This is a genomic window from Streptomyces ureilyticus (genome assembly GCF_011045025.1).
Taxonomy (GTDB): Bacteria; Actinomycetota; Actinomycetes; order Streptomycetales; family Streptomycetaceae; genus Streptomyces; species Streptomyces ureilyticus.
This window is the reverse complement of record NZ_JAAKZX010000127.1, coordinates 1-18,014: the sequence shown is the minus strand read 5'-3', so window position 1 is coordinate 18,014 and position 18,014 is coordinate 1. Positions and strand designations below refer to the sequence as shown.

Annotated in this window: 17 protein-coding genes and 4 tRNA genes; 10 read left to right on the top strand and 11 right to left on the bottom strand. The window is 68.3% G+C overall.

All coding sequences use genetic code 11. The features are described from left to right. The first annotated feature begins 22 nt into the window (after nucleotides 1–22). A tRNA-Asp gene (locus tag G6048_RS31245) sits at nucleotides 23–97 on the top strand. A gap of 180 nt (nucleotides 98–277) precedes the next feature. Then, nucleotides 278–475 carry a DUF6274 family protein gene (locus tag G6048_RS31240; protein WP_165342955.1) on the top strand — a complete coding sequence of 66 codons (198 nt, stop codon included), beginning with the start codon at nucleotides 278–280 and terminating at the stop codon, nucleotides 473–475. A 435-nt stretch (nucleotides 476–910) separates the two neighbouring features. Here the strand turns inward: G6048_RS31240 and bldC are convergent, their stop codons facing one another. Then, entirely contained in the window at nucleotides 911–1,117 is a 207-nt protein-coding gene (gene bldC / locus G6048_RS31235) for a developmental transcriptional regulator BldC (RefSeq protein WP_003949541.1), read from the bottom strand. 445 nt (nucleotides 1,118–1,562) lie between these two features. Beyond that, nucleotides 1,563–2,405, bottom strand: coding sequence for a hypothetical protein (locus tag G6048_RS31230; protein ID WP_165342954.1), 843 nt, complete (start codon nucleotides 2,403–2,405; stop codon nucleotides 1,563–1,565). A 233-nt stretch (nucleotides 2,406–2,638) separates the two neighbouring features. On the opposite strand from G6048_RS31230, the gene G6048_RS31225 reads away from it, so the two are divergent. Beyond that, nucleotides 2,639–3,721 carry a Leu/Phe/Val dehydrogenase gene (locus G6048_RS31225; RefSeq protein WP_165342953.1) on the top strand — a complete coding sequence of 361 codons (1,083 nt, stop codon included), beginning with the start codon at nucleotides 2,639–2,641 and terminating at the stop codon, nucleotides 3,719–3,721. 300 nt (nucleotides 3,722–4,021) lie between these two features. Further along, on the top strand, nucleotides 4,022–4,279 hold the full coding sequence (locus G6048_RS31220; RefSeq protein ID WP_165342952.1) for a DUF3073 domain-containing protein: 258 nt from the start codon (nucleotides 4,022–4,024) through the stop codon (nucleotides 4,277–4,279). Nucleotides 4,280–4,394: 115 nt separating this feature from the next. Here the strand turns inward: G6048_RS31220 and purM are convergent, their stop codons facing one another. The 7 genes from purM to purS form a co-directional block, all read right to left on the bottom strand. Further along, complete coding sequence (gene purM / locus G6048_RS31215) at nucleotides 4,395–5,468, bottom strand: phosphoribosylformylglycinamidine cyclo-ligase (RefSeq protein ID WP_165342951.1); 1,074 nt, start codon at nucleotides 5,466–5,468, stop codon at nucleotides 4,395–4,397. 46 nt (nucleotides 5,469–5,514) lie between these two features. After that, a complete protein-coding gene (purF, locus tag G6048_RS31210) occupies nucleotides 5,515–7,041 on the bottom strand; it encodes an amidophosphoribosyltransferase (protein WP_165342950.1) in 1,527 nt (508 codons plus the stop codon). Between the two features lie 61 nt (nucleotides 7,042–7,102). Further along, nucleotides 7,103–7,918 (bottom strand): META domain-containing protein, encoded by an 816-nt coding sequence (locus tag G6048_RS31205; protein ID WP_165342949.1) that lies wholly within the window; start codon nucleotides 7,916–7,918, stop codon nucleotides 7,103–7,105. Nucleotides 7,919–7,992: 74 nt separating this feature from the next. Next, entirely contained in the window at nucleotides 7,993–8,799 is an 807-nt protein-coding gene (locus G6048_RS31200; RefSeq protein ID WP_165342948.1) for a maleylpyruvate isomerase family mycothiol-dependent enzyme, read from the bottom strand. A gap of 186 nt (nucleotides 8,800–8,985) precedes the next feature. Continuing rightward, nucleotides 8,986–11,244 (bottom strand): phosphoribosylformylglycinamidine synthase subunit PurL, encoded by a 2,259-nt coding sequence (gene purL / locus G6048_RS31195; protein ID WP_165342947.1) that lies wholly within the window; start codon nucleotides 11,242–11,244, stop codon nucleotides 8,986–8,988. Next, nucleotides 11,241–11,921: a phosphoribosylformylglycinamidine synthase subunit PurQ gene (gene purQ / locus G6048_RS31190; protein ID WP_165342946.1), complete on the bottom strand. Its 681-nt coding sequence runs from the start codon at nucleotides 11,919–11,921 to the stop codon at nucleotides 11,241–11,243. The genes purL and purQ overlap by 4 nt, the downstream gene beginning before the upstream one ends. Then, on the bottom strand, nucleotides 11,918–12,184 hold the full coding sequence (purS, locus tag G6048_RS31185) for a phosphoribosylformylglycinamidine synthase subunit PurS (RefSeq protein ID WP_165342945.1): 267 nt from the start codon (nucleotides 12,182–12,184) through the stop codon (nucleotides 11,918–11,920). Before purS ends, purQ begins: the two co-directional genes overlap by 4 nt. 446 nt (nucleotides 12,185–12,630) lie before the next feature. On the opposite strand from purS, the gene G6048_RS31180 reads away from it, so the two are divergent. The 6 genes from G6048_RS31180 to G6048_RS31155 all read left to right on the top strand — a co-directional run bounded on the left by G6048_RS31180 (nucleotide 12,631) and on the right by G6048_RS31155 (nucleotide 15,585). After that, a complete protein-coding gene (locus G6048_RS31180) occupies nucleotides 12,631–12,948 on the top strand; it encodes a histone-like nucleoid-structuring protein Lsr2 (protein WP_165342944.1) in 318 nt (105 codons plus the stop codon). A 133-nt stretch (nucleotides 12,949–13,081) separates the two neighbouring features. Beyond that, a tRNA-Gly gene (locus G6048_RS31175) sits at nucleotides 13,082–13,153 on the top strand. 79 nt (nucleotides 13,154–13,232) lie between these two features. Beyond that, nucleotides 13,233–13,308, top strand: a tRNA-Gly gene (locus tag G6048_RS31170). A 233-nt stretch (nucleotides 13,309–13,541) separates the two neighbouring features. Continuing rightward, nucleotides 13,542–14,870, top strand: a complete 1,329-nt coding sequence (locus G6048_RS31165) for a sensor histidine kinase (protein ID WP_165342943.1) — start codon at nucleotides 13,542–13,544, stop codon at nucleotides 14,868–14,870. Further along, on the top strand, nucleotides 14,870–15,490 hold the full coding sequence (locus G6048_RS31160) for a response regulator transcription factor (protein WP_165342942.1): 621 nt from the start codon (nucleotides 14,870–14,872) through the stop codon (nucleotides 15,488–15,490). The genes G6048_RS31165 and G6048_RS31160 overlap by 1 nt, the downstream gene beginning before the upstream one ends. A gap of 22 nt (nucleotides 15,491–15,512) precedes the next feature. Continuing rightward, nucleotides 15,513–15,585, top strand: a tRNA-Gly gene (locus G6048_RS31155). Nucleotides 15,586–15,643: 58 nt separating this feature from the next. On the opposite strand, the gene G6048_RS31150 is transcribed toward G6048_RS31155, so the two are convergent. Beyond that, nucleotides 15,644–16,543, bottom strand: coding sequence for a phosphoribosylaminoimidazolesuccinocarboxamide synthase (locus tag G6048_RS31150; protein WP_165342941.1), 900 nt, complete (start codon nucleotides 16,541–16,543; stop codon nucleotides 15,644–15,646). A 109-nt stretch (nucleotides 16,544–16,652) separates the two neighbouring features. After that, a partial coding sequence (locus G6048_RS31145; RefSeq protein ID WP_328827478.1) for a N,N-dimethylformamidase beta subunit family domain-containing protein occupies nucleotides 16,653–18,014 on the bottom strand: 1,362 nt, incomplete at its 5' end.

Genomic DNA, 18,014 nt, shown 5'->3' with positions numbered 1-18,014 from the left:
CGACAATCGCCCTGCGAAACCAGGTCCTGTGGAGCAGTTTGGAGTGCTCGCCACCCTGTCAAGGTGGAGGCCGCGGGTTCAAATCCCGTCAGGACCGCCCAGTTGAAGGGGCCCGCATCCGGTAAGGGTGCGGGCCCTTTGGCGTGGAGTTCTTTTCCCCAGCCCCGCCCCTTCCCGGCTGCGGGGGTGAGGGTTGGGTTCGGCCGCCGCCCATTGACGGCGTCACATTCCGCCGGTACTCAAACACCAAGGGCAACCGATCCCTTGGAGGTGGCGTATGGCCGTGTTCGTCCGGCATGAGACGCGGGCTCTGCTTCGTGCTCATCTGCAGGCTGCCTCGGGGTACCGGCATCTGACGCGGCACTGTCCGATCTGCCACCGGCTCCAGAAGCTGGCCATGGCCATGGAGGTCGGTCCGGACGACGCGGACTCCCTGGAGGGCGTAGCGGAGGACGAAAGCCCCGCAACGGCATGAGCTCCCCCACTACCGCAGGTAACACACCCTCACAAGGTCTCTGCCCTGTGACGGGTGTCACTGCATAGGTTTCCGAATCGGCGGTACTCACACCCCACTTACAACCGGTCAATTTAATATGTGCAATTGCACCCCGCCCTGAGGTCCGCCCCAAACCGGACGCAAACAGCGCCCCCAGACCGCTCACAGACCACCCACACACCCCAGGAACGCTCACACCCCGTCAGGTCCCGACAGGCCCCGTCGCCCCCCGGCGCACAAAAAAATCGCGCTGGACCCGGCGGAGTCCAGCGCGATCGACGACGCACCCTTGTTGCTTGAGGTTCTGGCTTGGGCGTGGGCTCTGTTGGGGCAGAACCCGCGTCGCTTGGAGCTTTGGTTCGAGCAGTTCGGCACGTTGGGGGAACCTGCCGAAATGCCCTGTTATGCAGTTGTTCAGGCTTCGCTGCGCTGCTGCGGGATGCCCGCGAGCAACGCGCGGACCTCCGCTTCGCGGTAGCGGCGATGCCCGCCGAGCGTACGAATCGATGTGAGCTTGCCGGCCTTCGCCCACCGCGTGACCGTCTTCGGGTCAACACGGAACATCGTGGCGACCTCAGCGGGGGTCAGCAGCGGCTCGGCATCAGGGGTGCGAGCGGTCATGAGCGGCCTCCTCGGGGGAACCGAACGTTCTCGGTTCATTCCTCTAAATTCTGCACCTTGACCCGCGTTGCCCGAAATGGCGGACGCGGGTCGAGTCGGTTATAGGACGAACGGCTTGTCCTCGGCACTACAACTACACCATCTGTCCAGCCGCGTCGGCCAAACCGATGGAATTGCCCTCTCAGGTGTTCATCAGCGACGGAAGCCGATGGACCATGCCATAGCGGACAGTCACGCCCCTGTGACGATCAGTCACAGGGGTGATCGGGAGTCACGAGACCCCCCATAGCGCGCAATGCTGAGATTCCACCCATACGTGGGCAGAGGGAGCCCTCCCCGGACTCCTTGTCCTATTTTGACATGAGGAGGGGTGTCTGGGGCAAGGTCCGCGTTAGTGCTGTCCATCACCCTTACCCGCAAAGTCCTGATGGTGACTTACGTCCCGTCAGTTCGCCGAACGGCGATCCCGGACCGCCCGCCAGCGTTCGACCAGCCGACCGTACGCCTCCCCGGCCCCGACCCCGTCGCCCGCACGCAGCGCCTCGATCCCCTCGGCCACATCCGCCGCCGAATGGTCGCCGTCCAGCTGCTCGGCCGGCAGGACGTGTACCAGGCCGCCGTAGTCCAGCTCCACCAGCGAGCGCGGATGGAACTCCTCCAGCCAGCGCCCCACATCGACAAGCCCGTCGATCAGCGGCCCTTCCTCGATGGCATCCTTGAGCGCCTTCAGTCCCCGCGCCACCCGTCGCCGCGCCTGCACCATGGGCGTCCGGTAGCGCAGTACGGGCGCGGCCTCGTCCGATCCCTTGTCGTACTCGCGCTCCTCGTCGCCGACGAGCACGAACCAGTTCAGCGGTACGTGCCAGGTCGAGGTGCGGATCCAGGGGCGGGCGTCGGGGTTGCGGCTGAGCCAGCGCTCGTAGTCCTGGGCGGTCTGGCGGCGTACGACCGGGGGCAGCACCGCGTCCAGGACCGGCCCCGGCAGCTCCTCGGCCAGCTCGCCCAGGGCCTGCCAGCCGCGCAGCCGGGTGCGCCAGGGGCAGACGCACAGGACGCCGTCCACGTCCGCGACGAAGGCGTCGCCGCTCTCGTGCACGGGCACCGGGATCGGCGGCGTGGGCAGCAAGTCGGCCAGGGAGCGGCGCAGTTCGTCCTGGTACGAGGGCCGGTCGGGGCGGCGGGCGTACCGCGCCCAGTGGCCGCGCTCCGGTTCCGGGAAGGCGGCCAGCGGTTCGTACACGCGCAGATACGACGCGTACGGGACGATCACCGAGGACACCTTGGGCACGCTTGCTCCCTCCCCCGCGGACCTGACGGAAAACCCTTGAAACCCCCGCGCGGGGGCGCGGGGACACACTGCTCGACGTCCGATGCCACAACGTGACCGTACTCCGGGAGAAGGTGATCCTGAGCACCGCGCCAGTGGCGGGTACGCGGAGGCTCTAATCTCGTGTCACGGAACCCGCCACCCTTACGGGCCCCGCCCTCAGAACCGCCGCTACTTACCCAGGAGTCACCACCGTGACCGACGTAACCGACGGCGTCCTGCACACCCTGTTCCACTCGGATCAGGGGGGTCATGAGCAAGTCGTGCTCTGCCAGGACCGCGCCAGTGGCCTCAAGGCCGTCATCGCCATCCACTCGACCGCCCTGGGCCCCGCCCTCGGCGGCACGCGCTTCTACCCGTACGCGAGCGAGGAAGAGGCCGTCGCCGACGCGCTGAACCTGGCGCGCGGGATGTCGTACAAGAACGCCATGGCCGGCCTTGACCACGGCGGCGGCAAGGCCGTGATCATCGGGGACCCCGAGAAGATCAAGACCGAACAGCTGCTGCTCGCATACGGCCGGTTCGTGGCCTCGCTCGGCGGCCGGTACGTCACGGCATGCGACGTCGGCACGTACGTGGCCGACATGGACGTCGTGGCCCGGGAATGCCGCTGGACGACCGGCCGCTCGCCGGAGAAGGGCGGGGCCGGCGACTCCTCCGTGCTGACCGCGTACGGCGTCTACCAGGGCATGCGGGCCTCCGCCCAGCACCTGTGGGGCGATCCGTCGCTGCGGGGCCGCCGGATCGGTATCGCGGGCGTCGGCAAGGTCGGCCACCACCTGGTGGAGCACCTCGTGGCGGAGCGCGCCGAGGTCTTCGTCACGGACGTACGCGACGAGGCCGTACGGCGGATCACTGAGCAGCACCGGGACGTAGTGGCCGTGAAGGACACCGAGGAACTGATCCGCGTCGACGGCCTCGACATCTACGCTCCCTGCGCGCTGGGCGGGGCGCTCGACGACGACTCCGTGCCTGCCCTCACCGCGCGGATCGTGTGCGGCGCCGCCAACAACCAGCTCGCGCACCCGGGCGTCGAGAAGGACCTCGCCGACCGCGGGATCCTGTACGCGCCGGACTACGTCGTGAACGCCGGGGGTGTCATCCAGGTGGCCGACGAGCTCCACGGCTTCGACTTCGAGCGGTGCAAGGCGAAGGCCGCGAAGATCTACGACACCACGTTGACGATCTTCGCACGTGCGAAGACTGACGGGATTCCGCCGGCCGCGGCGGCCGACCGGATCGCCGAGCAGCGGATGGCCGAGGCGCGGCGCCACTGAGGGTCGCGCGCGGTATCCGGGCTCCGCGGGGTACCCGCCGGCCGGTCGTGGAGATTACTCTCACGTTCGTCGGCGGGTCGTGCCGCCAGAAGAGGTTAAAATCGCCGTTGACCAGCGGGGACAGGGCTCCCCGAGGGTTCTGGGCGACGGCACGTCCTGCGGGCGACGTACCGTATGGGCGTGGGCTCAGGTACCGTGGAAGCCCTACGGACCGGTCTCTCTGCGGAGAGCCCGTTCCAGATCATGAACGCGTGTCAAGACTCTGGGGCCGTCGAGCCCCGTCACCGAGGGGGTCGAGCCATGGGGCGCGGCCGGGCCAAGGCCAAGCAGACGAAGGTCGCCCGCCAGCTGAAGTACAACAGCGGCGGGACTGACCTGTCGCGTCTGGCCAGTGAGCTGGGCGCTTCGACTTCGAGCCAACCGCCGAACGGCGAGCCGTTCGAGGATGACGAAGACGATGACCCGTACGCCCAGTACGCGGATCTGTACAACGACGACGATGAGGACGAGGACGACGAGTCCGGTCCTTCGTCGCAACAGCAGCGTCGCGGCGCTTGACTGTCTTAATAGCGCTTCACCCGGTCCGGAGCGGTTGATATCGCGCCGGGCCGGGTTTTGCGCTGCGCGCCGGCGCTCCGCTGGGTTCGCCGTTTGACGCTGCGGCTCCGCGCCCCTAGTGGGGCGCGTAGTCGCCGGTCAGCTCCGCGCCCGTCTCGCGGTCGCCTCTATCCGTGATCTCGCCTGCTACCCAGGCGTCGACCCCCCGGTCCGCCAGTGTGGCCAGCGCCACGTCTGCCGAGTCCTCGGAGACGATCGCGATCATGCCCACGCCCATGTTCAGGGTCTTTTCCAGTTCCAGGCGGTCGACCTTGCCGGTCGTGCCGACCAGGTCGAAGACCGGGGCGGGGGTCCAGGTGGTGCGGTCGACCCTCGCGTGCAGGGTGTCGGGGATCACTCGGGCCAGGTTGGCCGCCAGGCCGCCGCCCGTGATGTGGGAGAAGGCGTGTACCTCGGTTGTGCGGGTGAGGGCCAGGCAATCCAGTGAGTAGATCTTGGTGGGCTCCAGGAGTTCCTCGCCGAGGGTGCGGCCGAAGTCCTCGATGTGCTGGTCGAGGCTCAGGCCCGCGCGGTCGAAGAGGACGTGGCGGACGAGCGAGTACCCGTTCGAGTGAAGGCCGGAGGCCGCCATCGCGATGACCGCGTCACCCTTACGGATGCGATCGGCGCCCAGGAGCCGGTCGGCCTCGACCACGCCCGTGCCCGCGCCCGCGACGTCGAAGTCGTCGGGGCCGAGTAGCCCGGGGTGCTCGGCGGTCTCGCCGCCGACCAAAGCGCAGCCCGCGAGGACGCAGCCTTCGGCGATGCCCTTCACGATGGCGGCGACGCGCTCGGGGTGGACCTTGCCGACGCAGATGTAGTCGGTCATGAAGAGTGGCTCGGCGCCGCACACCACGATGTCGTCCATGACCATCGCGACGAGGTCGTGGCCGATGCTGTCGTACACGCCGAGCTGCCGGGCGAGGTCGACCTTCGTACCGACGCCGTCCGTGGCGGAGGCCAGCAGCGGGCGCTCGTAGCGCTTGAGGGCGGAGGCGTCGAAGAGGCCGGCGAAGCCGCCGAGGCCGCCGAGGACCTCGGGGCGCCGCGTCTTCTTCACCCACTCCTTCATGAGCTCCACGGCGCGGTCGCCCGCTTCGATGTCGACGCCGGCAGCCGCGTAGCTGGCACCTGAGGTCTCAGTAGTCATGACTTTGAGAGCTTTCGTGTCGTACCGCTGGGTGTGCTGCGGTGTCTTACGGGCGACGGATCGCGTCGGCCGCGGCCGTGGCCGCCGGGCCCGCCGCCAGCTCCGTCTCCAGGAGCTGCTTGCCGAGCAGTTCGGGGTCCGGGAGGTCCATCGGGTACTCGCCGTCGAAGCAGGCGCGGCACAGGTTCGGCTTGGCGATGGTGGTCGCGTCGATCATGCCGTCGATGGAGATGTACGCCAGGGAGTCGGCGCCCAGGGACTTACCGATCTCCTCGACCGTCATGCCGTTGGCGATCAGCTCGGCGCGGGTGGCGAAGTCGATGCCGAAGAAGCAGGGCCACTTCACGGGCGGCGAGGAGATCCGGATGTGGACCTCGGCCGCGCCCGCCTCGCGCAGCATCCGCACGAGCGCGCGCTGGGTGTTGCCGCGCACGATCGAGTCGTCCACGACGATCAGGCGCTTGCCCTTGATGACTTCCTTGAGGGGATTCAGCTTCAGTCGGATGCCCAGCTGGCGGATGGTCTGTGAAGGCTGGATGAAGGTGCGGCCGACGTAAGCGTTCTTCACCAGACCGGCACCGAACGGGATGCCGGAGGCCTCCGCGTAACCGATCGCGGCGGGCGTGCCGGACTCCGGGGTCGCTATGACCAGGTCCGCGTCGACGGGGGCTTCCTTGGCGAGCCTGCGGCCCATCTCGACGCGCGAGAGGTACACGTTCCGGCCCGCTATGTCGGTGTCCGGGCGGGCCAGATACACGTACTCGAAGACACAGCCCTTGGGTTTCGCTTCCGCGAATCGTGACGAGCGCAGACCGTTCTCGTCGATGGCGACGAACTCGCCCGGCTCGATCTCGCGTACGAAGCTGGCGCCGCAGATGTCGAGCGCGGCGGACTCGGAGGCGACGACCCAGCCGCGCTCCAGGCGCCCCAGGACCAGCGGGCGGATGCCCTGCGGGTCGCGGGCCGCGTACAGCGTGTGCTCGTCCATGAAGGTGAGGCTGAAGGCGCCCTTGACCTGGGGGAGGATCTTGGCGCAGGCCTCCTCGATGGTCAGCGGCTTGCCGTCCTCGTCGACCTGGGCGGCGAGGAGCGCCGTGAGCAGGTCGGTGTCGTTGGTGGCCGCCACACGCGGAGTGCGGCCCTCCTGCTTGGGCAGGTCGGCGACCATCCCGGCGAGCTGGGCCGTGTTGACCAGGTTGCCGTTGTGGCCGAGCGCGATCGAGCCGTGCGCGGTCGCACGGAATGTGGGCTGGGCGTTCTCCCACACGGAGGCGCCGGTGGTCGAGTAGCGGGCGTGACCGACCGCGATATGACCCTGGAGCGATCCGAGTGAGGCCTCGTCGAAGACCTGGGACACCAGGCCCATGTCCTTGAAGACGAGGATCTTGGAGCCGTTGCTGACCGCGATTCCCGCGGATTCCTGGCCTCGATGCTGGAGGGCGTAGAGCCCGAAGTAAGTGAGCTTGGCGACCTCTTCGCCGGGAGCCCAGACTCCGAAGACGCCGCAAGCGTCCTGGGGTCCTTTCTCGCCGGGGAGCAGATCATGACTGAGTCGACCGTCACCACGTGGCACGCCACCGAGTGTAGGCGAGTTCGGCCACTGGTCCGAATGGGGGATTCGGGCTCGTTGTGGATCACTTGGCGGCGACGGCTTCGAAGCCGCTGCCGTTTTCGCTGGTCAGGGTGAGGGTGCGGTGCTTGATCTCGTAGGTGGCCTTGCCGTTGAAGAGCTTCAGGAGGGCCTTTTCCGTCTCCATGAGTGAGGGGGAGCACATCATGCGGGTGGTGCCAGGGGACCCGAGAGTGATGCGACCGTCGCTGACGGTCGCCTCCGCCGTCACCCTGTTGCAGCCGAGCTGACCGCGGACGCTGCCCTTGCCGTCGAAGGTGAGGTGGACCTTGCCCTCGGCCTCGGAGGCCAGCGCGGTGACCGTGCCGCCCTTGTTGGTGCTGCCGGTGACGCTCCACTTCGTGCCCTCGAGCTTGGCCGGCTTCTCCGCGGTGAGCTTCACCGTGTCCCCGTCCTTGGTGGTGAGCGTCAGCTTGTCGCCGTCGACCTTGGTCGTGATCGTGCTGTCGGCGATCGTCTCGGCCATCTTGGCCTCGAACTCCATCGGCTTCTCGCCGCAGGCCATCTTGGTCTGCAGGGTGTCGGAGCCGACCTTGATCGTGTCGCCCTGCATCTCGGCGGTCGCCCCGAAGTGGTTACAGCCGTAGTTGCCGCCCACCTTGCCGTCCTCGCCGAACTCTATGTGGGCGTCGGCCGGGGCCTTGTACGTGGTGCCCCCGACGTCCACGCTGTCCACTTTCCACTGTTTGCCGGTGATTTTCGTCTGCTGTCCGGCGCCGACGGACGAGGAACCGCCGTCACTTTTCTCCGTGCCGCAGGCCGCGGTGGCGAGCAGGCCGGTGACCGCCAGGACGCTGAGAGTAAGCCGTTGCGTTCGCATGTCGCTGTGACGGGACGGGTGGGGTGGTTGGTTCCCTTCCCTTTTCTCTCAACTTCCCGTCCGCCCCTGGCGTCTCAGCCCATCAGCGGGAGCAGTCCGCCCAGGTCGGCCCGCTCGCCGCTGGCGCTGACCTGGGCATCGGCGAGGGCCTTACGCCATTCCGTACGCCCGGTCGCGAGCCGTATCCAGGTCATCGGATCTGTCTCCACGACGTTCGGCGGGGTTCCGCGCGTGTGCCGCGGCCCCTCGACGCACTGCACGACCGCGAACGGCGGAATGCGGACCTCCGTGGAGGCGCCGGGCGCCTTCACGGCGAGTGCGTCGGCGAGCAGGCGGGTGCAGGCGGCGAGGGCCTGACGGTCGTACGGGATGTCGAGGCCGGGCACGGCGGCGTTCAGGTCGTCGCTGTGGACGACGAGTTCGATGGTGCGGGTGACCAGGTAGTCGGCGAGGGTCATGGAGCCGGGCCGGGTGGCGAGCAGCCGCTCGCCCGGGGTGACGGCCAGCCGCTCGGCCAGCCGCTGCTCGGTGCGGTCGTACAGCGCGTCGATGTCCTGATGCTCGCGCGCGAGTTCGCGGGTGCGGTCGGCGTTGGCGGCGGCAAGCACGGGATCGACGGTCGCGGACGGCCAGTCCAGCAGAGCGAGTTCGGCCTTCGCGGGCGGCTCCATGTCGATGGTCCGGCTGACGCTCTCGACGGCGGCCGCGGCGATATGCACGGCCAGCTCTCGTACGGTCCAGTCGCCGAGCCGGGTGGGCTGCGTGAGCTGCTCGGGGGTGAGGGTGCGGACGGCTGCCCGTACGCTCCCGAACTGGGCCTGTACGGCGGCGCGGATCTTGACGGGGTCGTAGCTGCGGGGGCGCTTCTTGGCCGGGGGCATGGGCTTCAGCGTATGCACTCCGTTGGGAATGCGGGTTCGAAGCTGCGGGTCCGTTGTGGCTGGTCGCTCCCCCACTCTCGGCTTTGGTACAGCCCCGCGCCTCTAACGGGCGCTGCCGTCCCGGTCGGACACGCCGAAGCCCTCCGCCCGGTGGCCGTGCGGAGGGCTTCGTGAGGCACGGCCGGCTTACGCCAGAATCGCCGGAATCGTCCCCTCATGCGCCTCGCGCAGCTCCGCCAGAGTGAGCGCGAACTCGCCCTGGACCTCGACCACGTCACCGTCCACGACACCGATGCGGGTGGCGGGCAGGCCCCGCGCGCCGCACATGTCGTTGAAGCGGAGCTCCTCCGAGCGCGGTACGGCGACGACCGCACGGCCCGCCGACTCCGAGAGGAGGAAGGTGAAGGCGTCGAGCCCGTCGGGGACGATCAGGCGCGCGCCCTTCCCACCCAGCAGTGCCGACTCGACGACCGCCTGGATCAGACCGCCGTCGGACAGGTCGTGCGCGGAGTCGATCATTCCGTCGCGGGAGGCGGAGATGAGGATCTCGGCCAGCAGCCGCTCGCGCTCAAGGTCCACCTGGGGCGGGAGGCCGCCGAGGTGGTCGTGGACCACCTGTGACCAGGCCGAACCGCCGAACTCCTCGCGGGTGTCGCCGAGGAGGTACAGCAACTGGCCCTCCTCCTGGAAGGCGACCGGCGTACGGCGGGCGACGTCGTCGATCACGCCGAGTACGGCCACGACCGGGGTCGGGTGGATGGCCGCCTCACCGGTCTGGTTGTAGAGCGAGACGTTGCCGCCGGTCACCGGGGTGCCCAACTGCTGGCAGGCGTCCGCCAGTCCGCGGATGGCCTCCGCGAACTGCCACATCACCGCCGGGTCTTCGGGCGAGCCGAAGTTCAGGCAGTCGGAGACGGCGAGCGGCTTGGCGCCGGTGGTGGCGACATTGCGGTACGCCTCCGCGAGCGCCAACTGCGCGCCCGTGTACGGGTCGAGCTTCGCGTACCGCCCATTGCCGTCCGTGGCGATCGCGACGCCGAGGCCGGACGCCTCGTCGATACGGATCATGCCCGAGTCCTCGGGCTGCGCCAGCACCGTGTTGCCCTGCACGAAGTGGTCGTACTGGGAGGTGATCCAGGACTTGGAGGCCTGGTTCGGGGAGGCCACCAGCTTCAGGACCTGGTCCTTGAGCTCGTCCGAACCGGCCGGTCGCGGAAGCTTGTTGGCGTCGTCGGCCTGGAGGGCGTCCTGCCAGGACGGACGGGCGTACGGGCGCTCGTAGACCGGACCGTCATGCGCGACCGTGCGCGGGTCCACGTCGACGATCTTGCCGCCGTGCCAGTAGATCTCGAGCCGGTCGCCGTCGGTCACCTCACCGATGACGGTCGCGATGACGTCCCACTTGTCGCAGATCTCCAGGAACCGGTCGACCTTCTCCGGCTCCACGACCGCGCACATGCGTTCCTGCGACTCGCTCATGAGGATTTCCTCGGGCGAGAGCGTCGAGTCACGCAGCGGTACGTCGTCCAGGGTCACGCGCATGCCGCCGGAGCCGTTGGACGCCAACTCGCTGGTCGCACAGGACAGTCCGGCCGCACCCAGGTCCTGGATGCCGACGACCAGCTTCTCCTTGAACGCCTCCAGGGTGCACTCGATGAGCAGCTTCTCCTGGAAGGGGTCACCGACCTGGACCGCCGGGCGCTTCGACGGCTTCGCGTCGTCGAACGTCTCACTCGCCAGGATCGAGGCGCCGCCGATGCCGTCACCGCCCGTACGAGCCCCGTACAGGATGACCTTGTTACCCGCGCCGGACGCCTTCGCGAGGTGGATGTCCTCGTGCCGCATGACACCGATGGCACCGGCGTTGACCAGTGGATTTCCCTGGTAGCAGGCGTCGAAGACGACCTCGCCGCCGATGTTCGGCAGCCCGAGGCAGTTGCCGTAACCGCCGATGCCGGCGACGACACCGGGGAGTACGCGCTTCGTGTCGGGGTGATCGGCCGCACCGAACCGCAGCGGGTCGACGACGGCGACCGGCCGCGCCCCCATCGCGATGATGTCGCGCACGATGCCGCCGACGCCGGTGGCCGCGCCCTGATAGGGCTCGACGTACGAGGGGTGGTTGTGCGACTCGACCTTGAAGGTGACCGCGTAACCCTGACCGACGTCCACGACGCCGGCGTTCTCACCGATGCCGACGAGCAGGGCGTCGGACTGGGGCGCCTTCTCGCCGAACTGGCGCAGGTGCACCTTCGACGACTTGTACGAGCAGTGCTCGGACCACATGACCGAGTACATGGCGAGTTCGGCACCGGTGGGCCGGCGGCCGAGGATCTCCACGACGCGCTCGTACTCGTCCTTCTTCAGACCGAGTTCGGCCCAGGGCAGCTCGACGTCCGGGGTCGCGGCCGCGTGCTCGACCGTGTCCAAAGGAGTGCGGCTCATACGTTGACCAGCTTCTTGAGGATGGAGGTGAAGAAGGGGAGGCCATCGGTGCGGCCGGTCCCGATGAGGGGCTCCACGGCGTGCTCCGGGTGCGGCATCAGGCCTACGACGTTGCCGGCTTCGTTGCTGATACCGGCGATGTCGCGCATCGAGCCGTTGGGGTTGAAGTCCAGGTAGCGGAACGCGACCCGGCCCTCCGCCTCCAGCATGTCGAGGGTGCGCTCGTCGGCGACGTACCGCCCGTCCATGTTCTTCAGCGGGATGTTGATCTCCTGGCCCGCTTCGTAGTCGACGGTCCAGGCCGTTTCCGCGTTCTCCACCCGCAGCTTCTGGTCGCGGCAGATGAAGTGGAGGTGATCATTTCCGAGCATCCCGCCGGGAAGAAGGTGGGCCTCGGTGAGGATCTGGAAACCGTTGCAGATGCCGAGTACCGGCATTCCCGATTTCGCCTGCTCGATGACGGTCTCCATCACCGGCGAGAAGCGCGCGATGGCACCGGCACGCAGATAGTCGCCATAGGAGAAACCGCCGCACAACACCACGGCGTCGACCTGCTTGAGGTCCTTGTCCTTGTGCCACAGCGCCACGGGCTCGGCACCCGCGAGCCGGATCGCACGCTGCGTATCCCGGTCGTCGAGGCTGCCCGGAAAGGTGACGACGCCAATACGAGCGGTCACTTTCCTGCCTCCGCCTTCACTTCCTCCACCTTGACGGCGAAGTCCTCGATCACGGTGTTGGCGAGGAAGGATTCGGCGAGTTCATGGATGCGGGCAAGCACGGTGTCGTCGACCGGCCCGTCCACCTCGAGCTCGAAGCGCTTTCCCTGACGTACGTCGGAGATGCCCTGGAAACCGAGGCGCGGCAGTGCACGCTGCACCGCCTGGCCCTGGGGGTCGAGGATCTCCGGCTTGAGCATGACGTCGACTACGACGCGTGCCACTGGCACTCCCGGTGTGTGGTGCTGAGCAGGTTCCTTCAGACTACCCGGCCCAGATTTCTACGCGAGTAGATTGGTAGGAATCTACGTGACGGCCATCACGATTCCGCATCGACAGGCTTCCTTCACGGAAAATCCAGGGAAAGATCCGGATCAACATCTGGAACCCTATTGCGGTGGGACACCGAGACCGATTAAGTCGTGCTTCACATTGCATTGAGCGAGGGCTGCACAACGGAAGCGGTACAGCAGCCGCTGTACAACAGAAGCTGTACAACAGAAGCTGTACAGCGAAATTGGCAAGAGGCGATACTTTGCCCGTTCGCTCGATCCATGAGTCCGTGCACTTCACGGACCCCATACCCCTCAATAAATCAGCCAACAGTCGGCATCCGTGCACGTCATCGCAACGTCGCCGCCAGAGATGCCGCACGAAGGGACCGATATTCGTGGCGCAGCGTGTCGTAGTCACTCTCTTCGACGACATCGACGGCTCGGAAGCGGCGGAAACGATCGCCTTCGGTCTGGACGGCAAGTCGTACGAGATCGACCTCAACCAAACCAACGCCAAGGACCTGCGCAAGGCGCTCGCGCCCTACGTGGAGGCCGGCCGCAAGCGCTCACGCTCCGGCAAGGCCTACCGGCAGACGGCGGTGGCTCCCGACCCGGCGGCCGTGCGGGCCTGGGCCCAGTCCAACAAGATGGACGTGCCGGCGCGGGGGCGGATCCCGAAGAAGGTGTACGAGGCGTTCACCGCGGCTCAGTGACGGGTGCCCCAGGGTTCGTCGGCTTGGTCATCGGACCCTGGGGACAACCGACTTGCGCTGCACCCAGTCAGATCAGCTAGAGTCTGGAGCACGCCGAAGGGCCGGGCCGAAAGGCCACAGCTCACGGAGTTACGCGGGTGTAGTTCAGTAGTAGAACATCCCCCTTCCAGGGGGAAGGCGCAGTGTGCAATTCCTGTCACCCGCTCTGCACCTCTTACCGGGCATCCTTTTGGATCAGGTAAGGTAGTGCTCGCGCCGATCGGTGAGAGCCGGTCGGATGCAATGCGGACGTAGCTCAGCTGGTAGAGCGCAACCTTGCCAAGGTTGAGGTCGCGAGTTCGAACCTCGTCGTCCGCTCCAGGTCAGAAGTTCAGAAAGATAAGGCCCCGGTCAGCGACCGGGGTTTTTTCGTGCGCTCGCTCGCTTGCTCGCTTCTGGTTCGTGCATCGGCTCCCCGGTGGATCGGCTCTCGGGTGGATGACATTTGTCATGGGCAGTGATGACAGCGTGCACTGCTCCCGCTGGTCTGCTGTGCGACGGTGGTTGCGGGGGAATCGCGGCGGCGACGATGTACGTACAGGGGGGACAAGGAGATGCGCAGGGCCGGGAGTTGGTGGCGGGGGAAGAGCACTCCGGCGAAGGTGGAGACGTATACGCGCTGGTCGTTCCACTTCCTCGCGCTCGTGGAGGTCGCCACCTTCGGGCTGCCGGTCTTCGGGGCGATGCCCTCGTCCCTGTCCTGGGTGCTGTTCCTGATGGTCGTCGGGCATGCGGCGCTCTGTGCGGTGTTCGCGTCGCGGGCCCTGGACTGGACACGTGGCACCCGGGCGCGGCCGGTGCGGCTGCTGTGGGTGCTCGCGGTCGCCACCGCCGTGGTAGCCCTGGTGACCATCGCCGTTGTGACACGCGGTCCCGCGGATGAGGAGAAGGCCACGGCAGCGGTGGCGCTGTTCATCGGTGTCCTGAGCTACGGGACCGGCACGCTCGCGTTCGTGGTGCGTGAGACCCGGCGCATGGTCTACACGGCCCTCGGCTTCGCCCTGGGCACCGGCGCCTACTCGTGGGCGCTGGGAGTCCCCGCGCTCGCGGCACTCGTCACGGTCGGGGCGGTGCTGCTCGCCGCCGGGTTCTACACATTCGTCTGTGCGTTCTCCGTCTGGCTGCTCAACTCCGTCTACGAACTCGACGCGGCCCGTGAGGCCAGGACCCGGCTCGCCGTGGCCGAGGAGCGGCTGCGGTTCGGGCGGGATCTGCACGATGTGATGGGACGGAATCTGGCGGTGATAGCGCTCAAGAGCGAGCTCGCCGTGCAGCTCGCGCGGCGTGAGCGGCCGGAGGCCGTGGAGCAGATGATCGAGGTGCAACGGATCGCACAGGAGTCGCAGAAGGAGGTGCGGGAGGTCGTACGCGGCTATCGCGAGGCCGAGCTCGGTGCCGAACTCGCCGGTGCGCAGGGGGTGTTGAACGCGGCCGGGGTCAGCTGCACGGTGACCGGCTCCCCAGCGGGGCTGCCCGCGGCCGTCCAGTCGGCGCTCGGCTGGGTCGTACGGGAGGCGACCACGAATGTGTTGCGGCACGGGAACGCCGAGCGGTGTGATGTCTCGCTGCGGGCAGCGGACGGCCTGGTCGTACTGACCGTGGAGAACGACGGGGCGCCGCCGGACTCGCGGGGCGGGTCCGGGTCCGGGCTGGCCGGGCTGCGGGAGCGGCTCTCGGCGGTGGACGGGACGCTGGAGGCGGGGCCTGCAGAAGGCGGGCTGTTCCGGGTGGTGGCTCAGGTGCCGTTGTCTTCGTCCGCGTTGCCGCCTCCGGCGTCCTCGTCGGATTCGCCTTCGTCTTTGCCTTCGTCTTTGCCTTCGTCTTTGCCTTCGGCTTCGTCGGATCCGTCGTCGCCGTCTCTGATCAGCGAGAGGTTCGCCTGATGACCGCCGTACAGCGGGTTCGGCTGTTGCTTGCCGATGATGAGCATCTGATCCGGGGGGCGATGGCCGCGCTGCTCGCGCTGGAGGACGACCTGCTCGTGGTGGCGGAGGCGGCTTCGGGGCCCGAGGCGTTGGCCATGGCTCGGGCCCATGCGCCCGACGTGGCCGTACTGGATCTTCAGATGCCCGGTGCGGACGGTGTGAAGGTGGCCACATCGCTGCGGGCCGAGCTGCCCGCGTGCCGGGTGCTGATCGTGACGAGTCACGGGCGGCCGGGGCATCTGAAGCGGGCTCTCGGGGCGGGGGTGCGGGGCTTCGTGCCGAAGACCGTCAGCGCGCAGAAGCTCGCGGAGATCATCCGTACCGTGCATGCCGGGAACCGTTATGTGGACCCGGAGTTGGCAGCCGACGCGATCGCCGCCGGCGATTCACCGCTGACCGAGCGCGAGGCCGAGGTGCTGGAGCTCGCGGCCGAGGGGGCGCCGGTCGCGGAGATCGCGGAGCGGGCCGCGCTGTCGCAGGGCACCGTACGCAACTATCTCTCGTCGGCCGCGTCCAAGCTGGGGGCCGAGAATCGGCATACGGCGGCGCGGCTCGCGCGTGAGCGAGGTTGGGTATAGTGGCTTTCGCGCAACGCGCAGTGCGGACGTAGCTCAGCTGGTAGAGCGCAACCTTGCCAAGGTTGAGGTCGCGAGTTCGAACCTCGTCGTCCGCTCAGGAAGAGGAAGCCCCCGGTCATCGGCCGGGGGCTTCCTCGTGTCTACGACCAGGCTTTACGACCAGCTGGTTCCGGTCAGGCGCTCGTACGCCTCCACGTACTTGGCGCGGGTCGCGGAGACGATCTGCTCGGGCAGGGGCGGTGGGGGCTGCTCGCTCTTGCGGTCCCAGCCGGAGTCGGCGGAGGTCAGCCAGTCGCGCACGTACTGCTTGTCGTACGAGGGCTGCGGGCGGCCCGGCTCCCACTGGTCGGCGGGCCAGAAGCGGGAGGAATCCGGGGTCAGCACCTCGTCGGCGATGACGAGCCGTTCGCCGTCGTAGCCGAACTCGAACTTCGTGTCCGCGAGGATGATCCCGCGGTCGATGGCGATGTCACGGCCGCGGCTGTAGACGGCGAGCGTGGCCTGGCGCAGCTGCGCGGCGGTCTCCGCTCCGACCTGCCGGGCGACTTCCTCGTACGAGACGTTCTCGTCGTGCTCGCCGACCTCCGCCTTCGTGGCGGGCGTGAAGATCGGGGCGGGCAGTTCCGAGCCGTCGGCCAGGCCCTCGGGGAGGGCGAGGCCACAGACGGTGCGGGTCTCCTGGTACTCGGCGAGGCCGGAGCCGGTGAGATAGCCGCGGGCCACGCACTCGACGGGGATCATCCGCAGGGACTTGCAGACGACGGTGCGGCCTGCCCAGTCGGCGGGGGCGCCGGGCGGCAGGTCGGTGCTCAGGACGTGGTGCGGGACCAGGTCGGCGATCTGGTCGAACCACCACAGGGAGAGCTGTGTCAGGACGCGGCCCTTGTCGGGGATCTCGGTGGGGAGCACCCAGTCGTACGCGGAGATACGGTCGCTGGCGACCATCACGAGGTCGCCCGCCTCGTTCTGGTACAGCTCGCGCACCTTGCCGGTGTGCAGATGCACCAGGCCCGGGACCTCGATCGGCTCGGGCTTGTCGACGAATCCGGACACGGTTCCTCCCCGCGGTGACGTGCTGGTGGGATCGATTCTCGCGTATGCGGGGGGTGCATTTCGCGTCGGGGCTCGTCGGGAGGAGCTGCTTGGGCCAGCCGGGACGAGGTCAGGCGCGCTTGCAGATGCGGTCCAGGAGGTTGGCCGTCGCCCGCTGGATGCACTCGTCGACGTGGCCCGGGCGGTCCAGGGCCGGGGACCAGGCGAAGGTGCCGGACGCGAAGACCAGGGCGCCGGAAGGGGCGCGGTACAGGGACGTCTCCTGGTGGCGGAGGGTGCCTTCGGCATCGTGGTACGGGGAGTGGGCCAGAAGGATCCGGCCCTGGTGTTCGGGGAGCGGGGTGCGCGGGAAGTAGCGGTCGGCCTCGCCTGCGACCAGGCCCTTCAGTTCGTCGCCCTCGTGTGCGCCGGTGGCCTCCCACAGCCAGTGTTCGGCGTTGCGGACGACCAGGGGGTGCGGTTCGGGGACCCGGCCCGCGTACTGAATGCCGAGCAGCTCCTGCTCCGGGCGGTCGATGTCGCGCCAGAGGGCGGGTTTTCCGGGGCCGCGGCGTTTTCGGCAGCTGAGGAGGCGGTCGGGGACGCCTGACGGGGAGGGGCTCAGCTCAGCCTGCCAGTACATGGTGTTGGCGGAGAGGAAGACGAGCGAGGTGCCGTGTTCGCGGGCGAGTTCGGTGGTGCGGCGCATGGGCACCGACCAGTACTCGTCGTGGCCGGGGAAGACGAGGCCGCGGTAGCGGGTGGGGTCGACGCGGCCGGCGTGCAGGTCGCGGGCGTCGGCGTAGGCGAGGTCGTAGCCATAGCGCTCGGCCCAGCGGATGAAGTCGTAGGCGTGGCCGACGTGCAGCGGCAGGCCCGCGCCCGCGTACGGGCGGTCGAACGAGACCGTCGTCGCGGCGTCCGCCTCGCCAAGCAGCCGGCCGTTCTCGTCCCAGGCGTGGTAGAGGCTCGCGCCGGTACGGCCGTCCTCCGGATACAGGTTGTACGCCTGCCAGGTGACGTCCGGGAGGAGAAGCAGCAGGTCGGCCGGGTGGGTGTCGCGGACCGTGAAGGGGACGTGGGAGCGGTAGCCGTCGACGGTGGTGAGGACGGCGACGTATGCGCCGATGCTCCAGTAACTCGGGATCTGGAGGCGCCAGGAGAGCCACCAGTGGTGGCAGGAGACCGTGCGGTCGGCGGTGAGCGGCCGTGGCTGGACGATGCCGGGGAGACGGGGACTGGTGGTGATCTTGCGGGCGCCTTCGCCCGCGTAGTGGCCGATGCGGTAGATGTCCACGCTGAACTGCTGGGGCGGGTCGACGGTGATGTGGAAGTCGATGGCCTCGCCGGGCGCTGCGGCGCCGGTGGAGGTGAAGCCCTTGATCTGGCGGTGGACGTCGTCGCGTTCTTCTCGGGCAAGGCCCATTCCACGGACGGGCTCCGCGACCTGGCCTGGTTCACCGCACACGGCAAGGAGATGACGGAACAGGAC

Coding starts and splice junctions, on each gene's coding strand:
- G6048_RS31240 (WP_165342955.1), top strand. CDS start 278: ATGGCCGTGTTCGTCCGGCATGAGACGCGGGCTCTGCTTCGTGCTCAT.
- G6048_RS31165 (WP_165342943.1), top strand. CDS start 13,542: ATGCGCAGGGCCGGGAGTTGGTGGCGGGGGAAGAGCACTCCGGCGAAG.
- G6048_RS31205 (WP_165342949.1), bottom strand. CDS start 7,918: ATGCGAACGCAACGGCTTACTCTCAGCGTCCTGGCGGTCACCGGCCTG.
- G6048_RS31220 (WP_165342952.1), top strand. CDS start 4,022: ATGGGGCGCGGCCGGGCCAAGGCCAAGCAGACGAAGGTCGCCCGCCAG.
- purM (WP_165342951.1), bottom strand. CDS start 5,468: ATGACTACTGAGACCTCAGGTGCCAGCTACGCGGCTGCCGGCGTCGAC.
- purL (WP_165342947.1), bottom strand. CDS start 11,244: ATGAGCCGCACTCCTTTGGACACGGTCGAGCACGCGGCCGCGACCCCG.
- G6048_RS31200 (WP_165342948.1), bottom strand. CDS start 8,799: ATGCCCCCGGCCAAGAAGCGCCCCCGCAGCTACGACCCCGTCAAGATC.
- G6048_RS31160 (WP_165342942.1), top strand. CDS start 14,870: ATGACCGCCGTACAGCGGGTTCGGCTGTTGCTTGCCGATGATGAGCAT.
- bldC (WP_003949541.1), bottom strand. CDS start 1,117: ATGACCGCTCGCACCCCTGATGCCGAGCCGCTGCTGACCCCCGCTGAG.